At 43.0% G+C, this 16,880-nt stretch carries 14 protein-coding genes; 8 read left to right on the top strand and 6 right to left on the bottom strand.

Annotation, left to right across the window (positions count from 1 at the left end):
- Nucleotides 1-28: 28 nt before the first annotated feature.
- Both M9899_07595 and M9899_07590 read left to right on the top strand, forming a co-directional pair.
- Nucleotides 29-991: a cation diffusion facilitator family transporter gene (locus tag M9899_07595; protein MCO5114022.1), complete on the top strand. Its 963-nt coding sequence runs from the start codon at nucleotides 29-31 to the stop codon at nucleotides 989-991.
- 314 nt (nucleotides 992-1,305) lie between these two features.
- Nucleotides 1,306-1,869 carry a hypothetical protein gene (locus M9899_07590; GenBank protein ID MCO5114021.1) on the top strand — a complete coding sequence of 188 codons (564 nt, stop codon included), beginning with the start codon at nucleotides 1,306-1,308 and terminating at the stop codon, nucleotides 1,867-1,869.
- On the opposite strand, the gene M9899_07585 is transcribed toward M9899_07590, so the two are convergent.
- The 5 genes from M9899_07585 to M9899_07565 all read right to left on the bottom strand — a co-directional run bounded on the left by M9899_07585 (nucleotide 1,866) and on the right by M9899_07565 (nucleotide 5,148).
- Nucleotides 1,866-2,498 (bottom strand): carbonic anhydrase, encoded by a 633-nt coding sequence (locus tag M9899_07585; GenBank protein MCO5114020.1) that lies wholly within the window; start codon nucleotides 2,496-2,498, stop codon nucleotides 1,866-1,868. The two genes, M9899_07590 and M9899_07585, sit on opposite strands and share 4 nt — an antisense overlap.
- Before the next feature lie 59 nt (nucleotides 2,499-2,557).
- A complete protein-coding gene (locus M9899_07580) occupies nucleotides 2,558-3,841 on the bottom strand; it encodes a Y-family DNA polymerase (protein ID MCO5114019.1) in 1,284 nt (427 codons plus the stop codon).
- Complete coding sequence (locus tag M9899_07575) at nucleotides 3,838-4,242, bottom strand: S24 family peptidase (protein MCO5114018.1); 405 nt, start codon at nucleotides 4,240-4,242, stop codon at nucleotides 3,838-3,840. Before M9899_07575 ends, M9899_07580 begins: the two co-directional genes overlap by 4 nt.
- A gap of 117 nt (nucleotides 4,243-4,359) precedes the next feature.
- Nucleotides 4,360-4,665, bottom strand: a complete 306-nt coding sequence (gene rpsN, locus M9899_07570) for a 30S ribosomal protein S14 (protein ID MCO5114017.1) — start codon at nucleotides 4,663-4,665, stop codon at nucleotides 4,360-4,362.
- A 90-nt stretch (nucleotides 4,666-4,755) separates the two neighbouring features.
- Nucleotides 4,756-5,148 carry a hypothetical protein gene (locus M9899_07565; GenBank protein ID MCO5114016.1) on the bottom strand — a complete coding sequence of 131 codons (393 nt, stop codon included), beginning with the start codon at nucleotides 5,146-5,148 and terminating at the stop codon, nucleotides 4,756-4,758.
- 269 nt (nucleotides 5,149-5,417) lie between these two features.
- Between M9899_07565 and M9899_07560 the strand changes: the two genes are divergently transcribed.
- From M9899_07560 to M9899_07535, 6 genes are all read left to right on the top strand, one after another.
- Entirely contained in the window at nucleotides 5,418-5,855 is a 438-nt protein-coding gene (locus M9899_07560) for an NfeD family protein (protein ID MCO5114015.1), read from the top strand.
- Between the two features lie 119 nt (nucleotides 5,856-5,974).
- Nucleotides 5,975-6,943, top strand: coding sequence for an SPFH/Band 7/PHB domain protein (locus M9899_07555; protein ID MCO5114014.1), 969 nt, complete (start codon nucleotides 5,975-5,977; stop codon nucleotides 6,941-6,943).
- 15 nt (nucleotides 6,944-6,958) lie between these two features.
- Nucleotides 6,959-9,706 (top strand): 2-oxoglutarate dehydrogenase E1 component, encoded by a 2,748-nt coding sequence (locus tag M9899_07550; protein MCO5114013.1) that lies wholly within the window; start codon nucleotides 6,959-6,961, stop codon nucleotides 9,704-9,706.
- Nucleotides 9,707-9,725: 19 nt separating this feature from the next.
- The gene (odhB, locus tag M9899_07545; protein ID MCO5114012.1) at nucleotides 9,726-10,982 is read left to right on the top strand and encodes a 2-oxoglutarate dehydrogenase complex dihydrolipoyllysine-residue succinyltransferase; all 1,257 of its coding nucleotides are present in this window, start codon (nucleotides 9,726-9,728) and stop codon (nucleotides 10,980-10,982) included.
- 31 nt (nucleotides 10,983-11,013) lie between these two features.
- Entirely contained in the window at nucleotides 11,014-12,414 is a 1,401-nt protein-coding gene (lpdA, locus tag M9899_07540; GenBank protein MCO5114011.1) for a dihydrolipoyl dehydrogenase, read from the top strand.
- Nucleotides 12,415-12,597: 183 nt separating this feature from the next.
- Nucleotides 12,598-13,506, top strand: coding sequence for a hypothetical protein (locus tag M9899_07535; protein MCO5114010.1), 909 nt, complete (start codon nucleotides 12,598-12,600; stop codon nucleotides 13,504-13,506).
- Here M9899_07535 and M9899_07530 read toward each other — a convergent pair.
- Complete coding sequence (locus M9899_07530) at nucleotides 13,503-16,880, bottom strand: zinc-dependent metalloprotease (GenBank protein ID MCO5114009.1); 3,378 nt, start codon at nucleotides 16,878-16,880, stop codon at nucleotides 13,503-13,505. The genes M9899_07535 and M9899_07530 overlap by 4 nt on opposite strands.

Here is a 16,880-nt window from a genome sequence, read left to right as displayed (position 1 = left end):
AGAGCCTTTTGCTGAATTTGGGGTTTTCATGTCACATCATCACCATCATGGCCATCATCACTCTCATAGTTCATCTCACCACACAGGCCCCAATGACGAGAAAAAGGTGCTGGTCGCTTTTTGCGTTATCTTTGTGTTTATGATTATAGAGGCTATCGGGGGTGTACTGTCAGGCTCCTTAGCCTTACTGGCCGATGCAGGACACATGTTCACCGATGCCGCAGCCCTAGCTCTTGCCTATGCTGCCTTTAGATTTGGGCGTCGTGTGGCAGATCAAAACCGCACCTTTGGATATCTGCGCTTTGAAGTACTTGCAGGGTTTATCAACGCCCTTACGCTTTTTATCATTGTTATTTGGATTGCCTACGAGGCCTACCACCGCTTCACCAAGCCCCCAGAAGTCTTAGCGGGTCCCATGTTAGGGGTTGCGGTTTTAGGTTTACTCGTCAACCTGTTTGTCCTTTGGTATCTGACCCGTGGAGGCAGTGAGCATGTCAATATCAAGGGAGCCGTTTTACACGTTCTTGGAGATCTTTTAGGTTCTGTAGGAGCTATTGTAGCCGCCCTTGTGATCTATCTGACGGACTGGACCCCTATTGACCCGATCTTATCTATTGTGGTTTCTCTTTTGATTCTTAAAAGTGCTTGGGGTTTATTAGGAAGTTCTTTACATATTCTTCTTGAAGGCGCTCCTCCAGATGCCTTGCCCACAGACATTGAACGGCATTTAAAAGAACATGTCCCTCACCTACAAAGCATTAGCCATGTCCACGTTTGGCTGATCACCTCAGGCCGTCCACTGGCCACCTTACATGTTCGCCCCACCGAAGATCAACATGCAAGGGCGGTGGCTCAAGCCGTAGAGCAAGAGCTTCACGCTCACTTTAATATCGAACATGCCACCGTTGCCATTGATTGGAATGATGCCCCTGAGGTCGAGTCGTGCAGTCTGTCTCAGTCCTCACTTAAAACACATTCCCACAAACACTAAATAGAGGCCCATCCCCTACTCGCTAAATATTCTATGGGACAGCGGGATGGTCTCATCCAAGAACTCACTCTGTTGCTGTCGTCCGTGGCAAAAATACCAGCGATATTATGGGGCACGACAGCCTCATCATTACACGCCCCCCTTTGTTTTCAGGATAAAACTATAAATATACAAAAGATGGGCGCAAACCCACCCTGTACTCTCTGGACCTTTTGCTAATTATGGTGAGGGCCAGACGACTAAGATATTCTAATTTTTTTTAATGATATATTCTGTTTATAACTTAACCTATTAAAACCACTTATGGGGGCTTTATGAAACATCTCTTCATTTTCTTAGTGAGCGCGTTTCCGTTTATAGCACATGCCAACTATCTTAAAATCTCAGGAGCTTTAGGCTCAAAAACGACTGTTCAAGAGACCACCGTTGGTGGGAGTGTGGATCTGGAGCACACCGCCTTACAACCCCTTATTGTTGCTCTTGGAATGAGCATTGGGCCTGTAACCCTAGAAATTGAAGGCGCCATAAGAGAAAACGAAGATGACAGTGGTGGTGTAGGATTCACCCTACAGTCTCAGCATCTAGGCCTTAACATTGCGGCCGACATCACAGGAGGCAAATACATGGTCAACCCCTATATCGGAGGGGGTTTAACCGCAGGACTTTACACCATCAAGCCCATAGATGAATCAGGATTTGGAGTGTCCTTGCAAGTGTTTGGCGGAGCTATGTTTAAAGTCACCAACTTCTTTCATGTTGGTGCCGAGATCCGCTACATGAGTTCCGTTCGTGATATAGCTTTCGATATTGGGGGCGTAGAGGTGGAGTTTGAACACAAGCAGACTTCTTATATGCTCACCACCATGTTGCAATTTTAAACCAATTGAAACTCTGATGTTTCGTGATCTAGAGACCACAACTCGCCTGTTTCTAGATCAAAATACAATCCTAAAATTTTAAGTGTGCCTTCATCTAAAGCCTTTGCCACAAAGGGAAAGGTTTTTAGATTTTCAATGGACACTCTCACCCCTTCTTTTTCACAATGACGACATAACTCGGTGGCATCATCCGTGTTCAAAGTTTCTAGGGTCCTTTGCTTAGCACTCTCAGCAATGCTCATCCACTGCTGCACAAACCCACCTGCTTGAGTCTCTTCGGGGAAAAGCAACGCCTTGATTCCGCCACACTGTCTGTGACCCAGAATAAAAAGATACTCCACTTTAAGATTCACCACCGCAAACTCGATAGCCGCACTCACACCATGTAGACTTCCCACGGGCTCCTCAAAAGGAGGTACTAGGTTGGCCACATTGCGCACAACAAAAAGTTCTCCAGGGTCTGTCGAACTTAAATGCGCAGGGTCCACTCGAGAGTCTGAACATCCTATGACCAAAGTCTTGGGGTTTTGCCCTTTAGATAACTCTTCATAAACAGAGCCTTTCGTGTTGTAAACATTTTTTTGGAACTCTTTAAAGCCTCGCATCAGTTTTGCGATTTCTTTTTTCATAACGCCTCTTTTCTATCTTACCTACATCACTACAAGCAAAAAAAGCGTCTTACAATATTTTATTTCACTTTACGCAGCTCAGACCAACCACTCACATATCTCGGAGAGCGATTCTTATGGTTCATGATCCATTTTTTAGGAGTTAAAAAACACACTCCTGCCGCAATGGTGCCTGAGCCCTCTTTAGAATTGATCTCATCCACGGCCTGCATCAGCCTTTGAGATTTCGGCGTGTCTGACGATTCAACTAAACTTAACTGATACTGCTCTTGGGAACGTATGCTGTAAAGTCCCACACCTGCTTTCTTATATTTATAACCTGCTTGATATAACTTTTCTAAAGCGCGCATGGCATAACGGATCACCTTTAGCGTATCTGAAGTAGGAACATCAAGGTTAATGGACTGGCCACTTCGGATCTGTTGTTCAAAAGCAATAAAACTTGAAGAGCGAATAAATACCGAAAATCTTTGCGTGGCACTTTTTTGTCGACGTAACTTTTCGCACGCATAAGATGCAAAATGAGCGACTGATTCTTTAAGCTCATCTAAACTCAAAACAGGGTTGCCAAAGGAACGACTGCACACAATGCTTTGACTAGGAATGGAAACATTATCTAATTCAAAAATAGCCTCTCCGCGCAGCTCTCTTTGCCTCTCAGCCCCGACACGAGTGAACATTTTTTGAATGGTCTTTTCGTTTTTATAATCACGAAAGTCTTTGGCTGTTGTGATTCCTAGACTATACATCTTGCTCTGTGAAGCACGTCCCACTCCCCACACTTCCCCTACTTCGAATTCCCCTAAAACCTGTTCCCGAATTGTGGGATCAAGAAGGGACATCACTCCATTTGTAGTCTCGGGATGACTTTTGGCCCATTGGTTGGCCACTTTAGCCAAAGTCTTAGAAGAACCTAGACCTACGCTTACAGGTATGCCTACTTTTCTAAATACTTCTTGTTTAATAGTGGTGGCAAGACGTTCTACATCCCTTACCCCTGTAAGGTCTAAGAATGCTTCATCCACAGAATACACTTCAACAATAGGTGCCATTTCAGAAAGCACCATCATCACTCGGTGAGAAATATTGGTGTATAAAGAAAAGTTGGCCGAGAACACCGCCACCTTATGCTTTTGACATAGGTCTTTAACCTGAAAGTAAGGCTGGGCCATCCCTACCCCTAGGGCCTTAAGCTCTGGAGTTCTAGAGACAAAGCATCCATCATTATTAGATAAAACCCCCACGGGCTTGCCTTCTAAGTCAGGCCGAAATAGACGTTCACAACTGCAAAAAAAAGAATTGCAGTCCACCAGAGCATAGACTTTGGCTCTCGTAGCGCTCAACGAAAACCATCCTTTCTTTGAGGACCCAACACGTGTGTCGCTCTAGGTAAAATGTCACGCACGACCGAGGTCACCACCCCAAACACCTGCAGATCTTGTTCATCCCTTAAGATCAAAGGGGTGTGCTGAGAGTTTTCTGCATACAGCCCCACTTCATGGTCTGTGATCTGGAGCCGTCGACACAAAAGCTCCCCTTCTATTTGCACAATCACAATGCAACCTGATACAGGCTGGATAGAACGGTCTACAATTAAGATGTCCTTTTCCATAATCAAAGGACTCATGGCCTCGCCTGAAGCTTCAAAAAAGAAAGTGGCCGCTCGATCACGGATAAGACGTTCATCTAAGGATTGATACTTTTCTAAATGGTCTTCACTGATACCAAAGAGTCCGCTGGCCATACTTACATTTTATCCACAGAGTTAAGAGACGACAACAGACAACTCTTTTCTTAAAATAAAAAAAACACCCTCGGTGGAGAGTGTTTTTTTTAGATTTAAAAATCTTTAGGCTCAGTTTTACCAGCTTGACTTGGTGACGCCTGGAATTAAACCACGGTTAGCCATATCACGGAAGGCGATTCTAGAAAGACCAAACTTTCTGAGGTTGCCACGAGGACGACCTGTTAACGCACATCTGTTAGCCACACGAATTTCAATAGAGCGTCTTGGCAGACGGTTCATCTTTTTGCGAGCCTCTTCTTTTTCTTCCCAACTTGCCGTAGGGCTGCCAAGAATTTTACGAAGCTCAGCACGTTTAGCGCGGTAACGAGAAGCAATTTCCGCCTTTTGTTGATTCTTAATTATGCTCGATTTCTTTGCCATTCATTCTCCAAAACCTGAAAATTATAGTTCATTCAAAAGTGGATTTATCTCGCAATACCGCGCTTTATGTCAAGCCCTTGGCTGGTATTTTTACTTCTTGCTCTCTTTTAAGGCCTTTACACGCTCTATCTTCTCTTTCAGAGGGGCAAGCTCCTCGGTGCTGGCTCCGCGTTCTTCTCGCTTATTCGCGCGGTGCTCAAGCCTCTTGACCCATTTTTCTTTCTTTTCAGCCGTAATGCCTTTTTTTTCGGCATTTTCTAGCTTCTCGTCAAAATGAGCCTGCATGCAGGTCTTTTTTTCTTCCATGCAGCTCTGAAGCGCTTCCCCTTCAAGGCCACGGCATTTCACCTTCATACAAGGGCCTTTTTTGCCAAAGTCCTTATGTCCTTTGTGGGATTTAGCCATACCTGCTTGAGGCAGTAAAAAAGCGGTCACGACAGACAATAACAAAATCCTTTTAAGAGCAGTTACAGTGATTCTCATAAAACCTCCTTGAGTTTTGCACTACATCTATAACCTCCTAAAGCTTAAAAAGTTGCGCTTAAAAAAGCATCTTTTAACTTTCATGCTCATGCACAATGAGCCCTCTCCAGCGATCACAGACACCGCATTTACAATCCGTGTTTTAAAGCCACAGCTTGGTTTTTAAGCTTTCATTTTTGTCTCACTCTGGCTCACTTAATCAGTTGATCTTCCTTGGGAACATCGGCAAACTGCATATAAACCCCATGACCCATCTTTTGGAGGACCTCATGACAATTGCTGACTGGCACATGTATCTGCTGATTGGGCTGATTTTGCTTGGACTAGAAGCCTTTGCTCCCACTTTTTTTCTTTTTCCACTAGGTGGTGCCGCTTTGGGTACAGCTTTAGTCGCTCCTTATCTCAGTTTCACATGGGAGCTGGTGATTTTTTCACTGATTGCCACTCTTCTCTACTTTGTGTCGTTCAAATTCATCCGTCCGCAGTTTAGAAAGAAACGTTATCTCACAGGTTCAGACTCGCTGATTGGACAAACCGCCCTAGCTTTGGCTGATATTGACGAGAACAACAAAGGTTATATTAAAATTTATGCAGATGAGTGGACCGCTCTTCCCAGCCGACAAGGGGGATTTATTCCTAAAGGCACAAAGGTCATCGTAGATCGTGTCTCTGGAAATAAAGTTTATGTGTCCCGAGTTGAGGATTGATTTTTCTCTTATTTTCCTCAAAATAGTCAAAAGGATTTCGCATATTTATGGTTAGGTTTTTCTAACCTTGATCTCAAATCTAGTCCTGTTAAAAACAGGGCTGCAAAAAAGGAGTTAAAATGAGTGGAACAGTCGTCGCCCTTGGGCTTTTAGGTGTGGTCGTTATCTTTATTTTAAGAGGCATCTACATCGTCAATCAAAACCAAACTCTGGTTGTAGAAAGATTGGGCTCCTTTCATAAAATTCTTTCTAGTGGACCCAATTTTATCATCCCTTTTATCGACGCACCCAGAGGCATGAAGTGGGCGGACTCAGGAATGCTTTATATCACTCACCGTATTGATTTACGTGAAAGAGTTTTAGATATTCCCGAGCAAAGCGTAATCACCAAAGACAACGTTTCTATTAGCATAGATGCAATCATGTACATTCAAATCACTGATCCTGTAAAAGCGGTTTATGAAATCGAAAATCTACCTTCTGCAGTGGCTCAATTGGCTCAAACTTCTTTAAGAAACGTAATTGGTGAAATGGACTTAGATCACACTTTAGCCTCTCGTGATGTGATCAACTCAAAATTAAAACAAATCCTAGATGAAGCCACTGACAAGTGGGGCACTAAGGTCAATCGTGTGGAATTAAGAAACATTACTCCACCTCGTGACATCCAACAGGCCATGGAAAAACAAATGCAAGCCGAACGTGAGCGCCGAGCCCAAGTTCTTCAAGCTGAGGGAGACAAACAAGCTCGTATTGCTCGTTCTGAAGGACAAAAGATTGAACAGATCAATATCGCCGAAGGGGATCGTGAAGCTCGTATCCGTCGGGCCGAGGGTGAGTCTCAAGCCATTGCACAGATTGCTCAAGCAAAAATGGAAGCCTTAAACGCGGTCACAAAAGCTACAGGGGATGCTACATTGTCCACACAGTTTTTAGTGGCTAACGCCTACATTGAAGCTTTTGAAAAATTTGTCACTCAGGACGGAGACAAGGTCTTTGTTCCTTATGAATCTTCCACCGCACTTGGAGCCATAGGAACCATTCAAGAAGTGCTTTCAAAAAATACTGGTAGCAGATTAAATCACTAGTGAGGTAATAAAAAAATGGAAAAGTTTCCTTATATGAACAGATCCAACTTGGAATATGTAGAAGCCTTGATGGAACAGTACAAGGCTGACCCAGACAGTGTGGACCCAGTTTGGCAAAAGTTCTTTGAGGGAGTGGAGTTTGCTCAAGGTCGTCCCACTTACAGTGAGCACAGTGGGCCTATCGATTTTTCAGAAAATTCTCCAGAGTTGGGTGTGTATGAGCTGATTCAAGCCTATAGAGACTATGGCCATCTCAAAGCCAACCTTGATCCTCTGGGATTGCAAAAACGCAAAACCACATTTTTAGATTTCAAACGATTCCGTTTAGATGAAATAGACACCAATAAGCAATTTGATATGGGTGGTATTGTTGGTTTAAAAAAACAAACCTTAAGCCAAATCATTGATCACCTAGAGAAATGGTACTGCGGTACTCTTGCTATTCAAGTGGCTGAATGTAACCCCGAAGTCAGGGAATGGTTCACCAAAGAGATCGAAAAGTCAGAGTTCCAACTGTCTAAAGAGCAAAAACAAAATCTTTTAAAACAACTGACTCGCACCGAAACCTTAGAAAAGTTTTTGCACACCAGATACGTAGGTACAAAACGATTTTCTATTGAAGGCTGTGACTCTCTGATCCCCGCTTTAGAATACCTATGTGAAAAGGGAGCTAGCCTTGGAGTTGAAGGAGTCACTATTGGGATGGCCCATCGTGGTCGTATCAACGTGCTAGCCAACTTTATGGAAAAAGCACTGAAGTATATCTTTGCGGAGTTTGACGGCCACATGGGGTCAAGCCCAGAGTTAGGTTACGATGCCGATGTGAAGTATCACTTGGGCTATAACTCTATAAAGAAAACCAAAAATGGAGATGTAAGAATCTCTTTAGCTTTTAACCCTAGCCACTTAGAGGCAGTCAATCCAGTAGTTCTAGGTATTGTTCGCGCTCAACAAAGATTTCTTAAAGACACAGCCGAAAGAAAAAAAGTGGTTCCTGTTCTGATCCACGGTGACGCCGCCGTGATTGGACAAGGTGTGGTCAGTGAAACGTTTCAACTTTCTCAACTTAAAGGCTACACTGTGGGCGGAACCATACATATCGTTATGAACAACCAAGTAGGCTTTACCACAAGTCCCAGTGATGCGCGCAGTACAGAGTACTGTTCTGATATTGCCAAATCCATTAAGGCTCCCATCATCTTGGTCAATGGGGATGATGTTGAAGCTTGTGTCAGAGCCATGGATATGGCCGTGCGTTTCCGCCAACAGTTCAAACAAGATGTGGTGATTGAAATCGTGGGTTATCGTCGTTTTGGACATAACGAAGGTGATGAACCCGCGTTCACACAGCCCAAAATGTATGATGTGATTAAAAAACATCCTACAACTTTTGAAATTTATAAAAATAAATTGAATGACGAAGGTCTCTTCGATGCTAAAGACGCTAAAAGTTTTTACGATGAAAAGATGGATAATTTGCAAAAAGTGTTAGATGAAGTGCGTGCTGAACCTCCTGAAGTGAAGCCCCTCCCCTTAACCGAATTTTGGGAAGGTTTCAAAAGAGGTACAGCAAAGGACTTTTCTGCGCCAGTGAAAACGGCCACTTCTAAAAAGACTTTGGAAAAGGTGTTAAAATCACTTGTTCACCCTCCTGCTGAATTTAACCTCCACCCTAAGGTCAAGCGTCTGTTAAAGGCACGAGAAGAGATGTGGCAAAACGGCAATATGGAATGGGGATTGGTAGAACTTTTAGCTTATGGATCTTTGGTTGTAGAGGGCACTTCTGTGCGCTTAACAGGTCAAGATTGCATTCGTGGAACCTTCACGCATCGTCACTCTGAGTACTTTGACACTCAGACAGGCGCACCTTACAGCCCTCTTAAAAATTTAAATCCAGAAAAAGAGTTCTGTGTTTATAACTCCTCTCTTTCTGAATATGCTGTTTTAGGTTTTGAATACGGCAATTCGATTCAAGACCCCACGTTCTTAACCATTTGGGAAGCGCAGTTTGGAGACTTTGCCAACGGAGCACAGATCATCATTGACCAGTTTATTTCCAGTGGTGAAGCCAAGTGGCACCAGATGAACGGTTTAGTTTTACTTCTGCCTCATGGTTATGAAGGTCAAGGACCAGAACATTCCAGTGCTCGTTTGGAACGATTCTTACAGCTGTGTGCTCAGTACAATATGCAGGTCTGTAACTTCACTCTTCCTCACCAACTGTTTCATGCGATGAGACGTCAGGTGAAGCGTGATTTTAGAAAGCCTCTGGTGGTGATGTCTCCAAAATATCTGCTTCGTCATCCTAAAGCCGTATCCAAAGTCGAAGACTTAACTGAGGGTCGCTTTATGGAAGTGTTAGACGATCCTAGGTCTCTTAAAAAAGACAAGGTCAAACGCCTTGTTTTATGTTCAGGTAAAATCTACTTTGACCTAGAAGCCTCTGATCTTTTATCAGAAGAGGTGGCTTTAGTGCGTATCGAGCAGCTTTACCCTTACCCAGATTCTCAAGTGGCTGAGGTGATAAAGTCTTACCCCAATCTAAGAGAGATCATTTGGGCCCAAGAGGAACCGCAAAATATGGGAGCCTATTCGTTTATCATGCCTCGAATTCGTCAGTCTCTTCAAGCCATCAAAAAGGCCGACCTTCCTGTGTACTATGTAGGTCGCATTGATCGTGCGAGTCCCGCAACAGGCTCGCCTTCATTGCACAAAAAAGAGCAAGAAGAGATCATACAAGGCAGCTTAGATTTAAATTCATAATTTGTTAAAAGGAGTATTCGTGAAACTTGAAATTAAAATCCCAACAGTCGGTGAATCCATCACAGAAGCGATCATTTCTGAATGGCAAAAGTCGTCTGGTGACTTCGTAGAACAGAACGATGTCCTGTTGGTCCTAGAGACTGACAAAGCCAGTGTCGAAGTCGTTGCAGAAAAAGCAGGAAAACTAGATGTTCTCACTCCTGCTGATGAGACCGTAGCCATCGGAGCGGTGGTCGGAACCATTGACACTTCCGCAGCACCTAGCGCTTCTGCAAAATCAGCAGACACAGAAAAAAACAGTAGCAGCAAAGCAGAGTCTTCTACATCAACATCTACTCCTCCCGCTACTCCATCTAGAACATCTCCTATGGCAGACACTCTGAGTCCTGCTACCCGTCGTGTCGTGGAAGAGAATCATTTAGACGCGTCTAAAATTTCAGGTACTGGCCCTCATGGACGCATCACCAAAGACGATGCCCAAAAGGCCGCTCAAAGTGGTTCTGTTTCTCAAGCTAAAACTTCAGAAAGCAGTGTAGCTAAGTCAACGCCTACACCGACAGTAAGAACTTTTACGGCTAGGGACTCTCGTCGTGAAAAGATGAGTAACATTCGCAAACGTATTGCAGAAAGACTAGTGCAAGCTCAACAGACCGCCGCAATTTTGACTACGTTTAATGAAGTGGACATGACCGCCGTCATGGAGCTTCGTTCTAAGTACAAAGACGCCTTTGAAAAAAAATACGGCATCCGCTTAGGCTTTATGGGATTTTTTGTAAAAGCAGCTGTGGCGGCCTTACGCGACTTCCCTGCCGTGAACGCTTACATTGATGGCGAAGAGTTCATTTATAATGACTTCGTCAATATGGGCATTGCTGTGGGTGGTCCCAGAGGGCTTGTTGTTCCTGTGATCAAAGACGCTGATCTTTTATCTATTGCTGAAATTGAAGCTCAAGTGAAAAACTTTGGACAAAAAGCTCAAAGTAACAAATTGACCATTGATGAGCTCAACGGAGGAACTTTTACCATCAGTAACGGTGGGGTGTATGGTTCTTTGATGTCGACTCCAATTTTGAATCCTCCTCAAAGTGCCATCTTGGGAATGCACAAGATTGAAGAGCGTCCCGTAGTGATTGATGGTGAAATTCAAATTCGTCCTATGATGTATTTGGCTCTTTCCTACGATCATAGAATCATTGACGGTAAAGAGTCTGTTAGCTTTTTAGTTAAAATCAAAGAAGCACTAGAAGATCCGAGCCGTCTTGTGCTAGAAATTTAACTCTATTACAAAATAAAAGAGAGAGGCATTCATGTTTGATTTAGTCGTGATCGGTGCAGGACCAGGTGGATACACTTCAGCAATACGAGCATCCCAACTGGGGCTTAAGGTCGCTATCATCGAAAAACGTAAAACTTTAGGGGGCACTTGTCTTAACATTGGGTGCATTCCTTCTAAAGCTCTTCTGGATTCCAGCGAGCACTACATTCAAGCCCAGGAAGAGTTTGAAGATCATGGTTTAACGGTTTCTGGAATTAAAATTAACTTAGACCGCATGATGGGTCGCAAAGACAAAGTGGTTTCTGATCTGACTTCAGGTGTGGCTTACTTGATGAAAAAAAATAAGGTCGAAACCTTTTATGGTTTTGGAAAGATTAAAAATGCCAACACTGTGGAAGTCCGACTAGATTCTGGCGAAACCACTTCCCTTGAAACCAAAAACATACTTCTAGCTACGGGATCCGCCGCTAACACTTTACCTGGAATAGAAATTGATGAACAAAATATTGTGTCCTCCACTGGTGCTTTATCTTTGCCTGTGATCCCAGAACATCTTGTGGTGATCGGGGCAGGCGTGATTGGGCTTGAATTGGGGTCAGTGTGGAAACGCTTAGGTTCTAAAGTCACAGTGATTGAATACGGATCTAAAATTGCGGCCTCCAGTGACACTGCCACGTCCAAGCTTTTACAACGAAGCTTAACCAAACAAGGTATGGAATTTGTACTTGAAGCTAAAGTGAACAGCGCTCAAGTGAATAAAAATAATAAAGTCGAAGTCGAGTACGAAGGTGTAAAAACAGGTGAAAAGCAAAAGTTAGTTGTAGACACCGTACTGGTCGCTACTGGTCGTCGTCCTTATTCTGAGGGACTAGGGTTAGAAGACCTTGGGATTGAAAAAAATAAAGCAGGCTTTGTGATGGTCAACTCTCATTACCAAACCACAGTTCCTAATATTTATGCTATTGGTGATTTGATTCCTGGACCAATGCTGGCTCATAAAGCTGAAGAAGAAGGCGTGGCCGTGGCAGAAACTTTGGCTGGGCTCCCAGGTCATGTGAATTACATGACTGTGCCTTCTGTCATTTACACATGGCCTGAGCTTGCCAGCGTGGGCTACACTGAAGAAGAACTTAAAGACAAAAAGATCGCTTACAATGCAGGTAAGTTTCCATTCACTGCAAACGGCAGAGCCAAGTCCTTAGGGTGCACAGACGGCCAAGTGAAAATTCTAGCAGACAAAGAAACCGATCAGATTTTAGGTGTTCATATTCTAGGTCCCAGAGCCTCAGACATGATTGCAGAAGCTGTGGTGGCTATGGAATTTGGGGCAAGTGCAGAAGACATCGCAAGAAGCTTCCATGCTCACCCTACTTTGTCAGAAGTTATGCGAGAGGCAGCTCTTGACGTCAATAAGGCCGCTAGACAGTTTTAATAGAGGCTGTACTTGGCAATAAGACCGCTAGGCAGCTTTAATAAAGGCGGCTGGGCAGTTTTAACCTTGTTTATGTACTCAACTGCATTTGTTTTGTTGCATAAAAAGATTACAATTTTAAACCCATGAATACCCAACATTTCTATCCCTATGGCATGAGATACTCATCCTAGGGGTAAGTTTATGTTTCAATATTTAAGAGCCATGTCTAAGGCTACACAGCACTGTGTGGACCCTCATAGTGGGCACAAAATAAGACTGGCAGCACTTTGTTTCGCTTCACTTTTATGCTTTTCACATGCTGCTTATGGTAAAAATATCTGTTCAGATTATTTAAATAACCTTTTATATCAAAACACCAACGCCATCTTTTTTAACAATGTAGATGTGTTTAGACAAAACAACGACATCGGTCCTCAGCAAAGAGGCAAACTGCGTTTAGAAAAATGGATCGATTTTACTTTAGACTTTGAATTCAAATCCACAACAGCCAACTCTGCTATTGGCTTGACCGCGGAAGGGAAACTTTATCATGTAGTGACCTTTGAAGGGCGCACCATTGCAAGACTGCTTAACGGCCAAGAGCAGTTCAAAGATTTTAAAATGCTAGAGTCAGGAGAGATCATCGCCTTAGATGTTCGTGATCGCACACAGGTGTACTTCCCTCACTTATGGGAGACCTCACCCAAAAAAGCAGTGATGAAAAAAGGCTTAATGTACTGGGGACTCAGTTCTGCTGTGACCATCGGAGCTAAACTTGCTTTAGTGGGTTCCACAGGCACAGTGCCTCTGATGGAGATCAGTCAGTTTACTGTGGGTATTCCTATTCTTGAGACCATGATCATTGCAACGGCTGGGATGAACACAGGTTTAGTTATGGCCAATAAATACTATCACATGATTTCTTATCCTAATGGATTTATTCCCATTGAGGTCAGTTATAATGATCACCTTAAACTTTTTTCTGAAATAAGAAAGCTCAGAGCGAAACACCCTGAGCTTTTAAAATCACAACAACATTTAGAGCCACCTGATTTTTCAGCTCTTCCGCCAGCCCTACCTAAAGAGCTGACCGAAGACATCCAAAATTAGATGTTTAGAGACTGCCTTAACAGCTTGTAGTAGTAATCTCTAGTTGGCATTTCACCCACAAGGTAGAGGTACACATTCGCTTCACCTGAAGCATAGACCGCTTTTTGCTCTTCAGTGGCTGTGGCAGGAAGCGGAATGCCTCTTGAGATTAAAGTGTAGATCTGAATCAAGTCTTCACGACTGAACTTATCATATAAATCCATAAGACCAAGGCGCTTGAAGGCTTGTGATCCCACTTCATTGTCTTCAGAAATGATGTAGTTTCTTGGTCCCACACGGTACACTTCGAACTCATCAGAAGGACGACCATCTTCAGGCATTCTTTCGTACACACGAATACTTTCTTTGAAGTTTTCGTTATTCAAAGATGTTTCACCTTGAGTGATCTCTTTGGCTAAGACTTGTCCCACAGCTTCAATCAGATCAATCTTTTCATGTCTGATTCCAAGGTATCTACCCACCCAATTGGTCAGAGGTTTTGTAATCTCATAACCATTAGAGAAGGTATGACCATATTCAAAGTCATCCAAAGTGCTACCATCAGAGAAAGTCACCGTGGTTTTTGTCACCACATCCCCAATCAGTAAGTTTTTGATCACGTTATTGATCTCTGTACCTACTTCAGGGTGATCTAGGTAACTCAGTGATCTCTTGTCAAAAGAGAAGTTGTTTAAGTTTCTAGCCACAAGATATTTCAAGGCAATAAGCTTATCAATCCACACCCCACGAACATCAATCTGATCTAAGTAAATGTTGGGGTTGTCTCTGTACTTCTCGTCTTCAAACTTACGTCCCACTTGTCCAATAATGGCAAACTGAGTGTTAAGACCTGTGATTCCAAAACAGTCTTTCGCATTAAAGCTACCAGTTAAAGTTTTGATTTCTTTATAAGAGATCATTTGGCTGAACTGACCGTTTTGAGTCAATAGACAGTTCAAGTCTGGCTCGGATAAGATTTTTACAAAAAAGTCCGATGCGATCTTAGCTCCGTCATTCATTTCTTTAAGCCACTCGATCTCTTCCACTGTTTGCATGTCCAGATCGTAATCCATAAGAATATCGCTGAATCTTTCTAGCATGAGTCTTAAAGACCTAAAGGTCCCATTGATTCTTGCAGCGTAATAGATGTCATCAATCATGGAAAAGTTAGCTCTGCCATTTCTGAAGTTACGCAGTTTATACATATCTTCATAAGAGCTGATCAAAGACTTGGCGATCTCTGCATATCCCACACCTTCATCAAAACGATTACAGTTAGGGTTTAAAGACACACCTTCATCTGAACAGTACTCATAAGCCTTCAATGTTCCTAAATCCGCAGGGATTTGTCCTTTGCCTACAGGGACAAGGCTTCCATCTTCTAATTCCACTTGTTGATTGTAGCCGTATCTTAAGGCTGCAATGTCATACTTTCCAGGAACTCTAAGAGAGGTGATTTCAGATTTAGTGTACTCCATCATTGAAGCGTATGGAGAACCCATATCTGAAGTGATCCCACGATCAGCTAACTCTTGTAGAGAGTAAAAATTATCTCTATCTTCAGAACCCGCAAAGTTATGACGTAAACCTAAATTGTGTCCAACTTCATGGATGAATGTAGGAATCCATACATAAGGCATCACAAGGTCTACAATCTGAGCACGCACGGACTCATCTAGTTTATCCCAAGGTACTTTTTGTCCTAAAGCCAAAACCTCATCTCTAAGTACAGTGTCTGCAATATCAATAAAGGTTTGCTCTCTGGCAGGAGTCATATTGTTTCTAGAGTAAAAATCAATGATATCTAACTGATCAATATCAAATTTCTCAGGATCATTTTGATTTTGGAATCCTTGAAACATAGAACGTAAGGCATGAGCGGTTCTGTCAAACAACATCCAGTCTCCGCGCTTTACAAAATCTTGTGATAAGACTCCTCTATTATCCACAACAGGAGGTTTATCAAAGATGTTACGATCTAAGGTTCCTAGTCTAGGTTCCCCTTGTTCTTCTCCATCATCTGTAGAAGACGGCTCCACAGTACTTGTAGCAGCAAGAGCTAAGTGGGACATGTCTCCACGATGTGGTTTCCATGCTGTCTGTTGTCTGACCTCTACACTGCCTTGAGCAAAATCACGCAACTGATTTACGATGTTGGCATCTTGAGCTAAAAGCTTATTGCCCGCTAAAGCTTGCTTTTCGCGCTCAGCTTCAAGCCTTAACACTTCATCATAAGCCATACGGATAAATTGTTTCATCACCCCTGGGTACATCACGGTTCTAGCTTGAACCAGTTCTCCCGTTCTAGGGTTAGCCACAGACGGACCGTAACCCAATAGACCCACAGCCAGTGGATCTTCCACGATCACAACAGATGTGTAACGTAAGTCCCCAGGAAGCATGTCTTGTGGACCTTCTTTCACAACAAGTCTAAAGTTCACACCTGCTTCTTCTAGGCCTTTATTTAAACGCTCAAACCCAATCAAAGTCGCTTCTTTGATAGATTTGTTTTCTGGTTTTTCAAACTTAGGATCAAGATGGTAAACCACTTCTTTACGTTGGGGGTTCCAACGATTCATATAGTAAACTTCTTCGTTCTGAGTAGGACTGTTAGCACTGTCATACTTTTGATCTAATGTTTGAAAGAAACCAAAGGTATTTTCCCAATCTCTTTTATAGATAATGGGGTCATAGTCTTCTGCAATTAAATTTTTCATAGGTACTAAAGAGTAGTGAGTCACCTCTGACCAAGACAGGTCAAATAGGTCCATCACCGATGTGTCACAGAAGTAATTGGTGCGGTAGTCTCTTTTGATCACGATATCAATGCCAGAGTCTTTCACATCAAAATTAAGTTCAGACTGTCCTGTCATAGACGAACACTCATAACCAAATATCTTACCAAATTCAGATGGCAACATATTCACATCTGTAAAAGCGAACTGCTCAGGTTTAGGCTCAAAGTATTTGCGCTTTGACCAGTCAATATAGTTGTTCTCTTCTTCTATGTTTGTGCCTTCACCAAAAGGATCACGCATTTCACGATAGTCGATGTGACGAATAGGAATTCGAAACACAGGCTTGTTGTTGGTCGTGTTGTCAGAGAATCTGTCGTCTTTTTCTTGAGCATAAGCCACAAGATGGTTCTTCTCAAAACGCAGCTTTACGATTCTCGCATCACCTTGCCAATAAGGTCGTCCCTGATTGGTAGATCTAGACACCTGATCTGTCGAAGGCACATACAGATACTCGGCTTCCGTATCAATACTGCTTTTACTAAAAACTTCAATTTTTGGTAAAGGCTTGTGCTCTCGTTCAGCACCACAAGCAATAAGGCCTGAAGCCATGGCTACGGCACCTATAACTTTAAGGATTGTGTTTGGTATTTGTTTCAT

Source organism: Pseudobdellovibrionaceae bacterium, from assembly GCA_023954155.1.
Lineage (GTDB): Bacteria > Bdellovibrionota > Bdellovibrionia > Bdellovibrionales > UBA1609 > JAMLIO01.
Note: the sequence above shows the minus strand (reverse complement) of the source record. Positions and strands in the feature narration are given on the sequence as shown.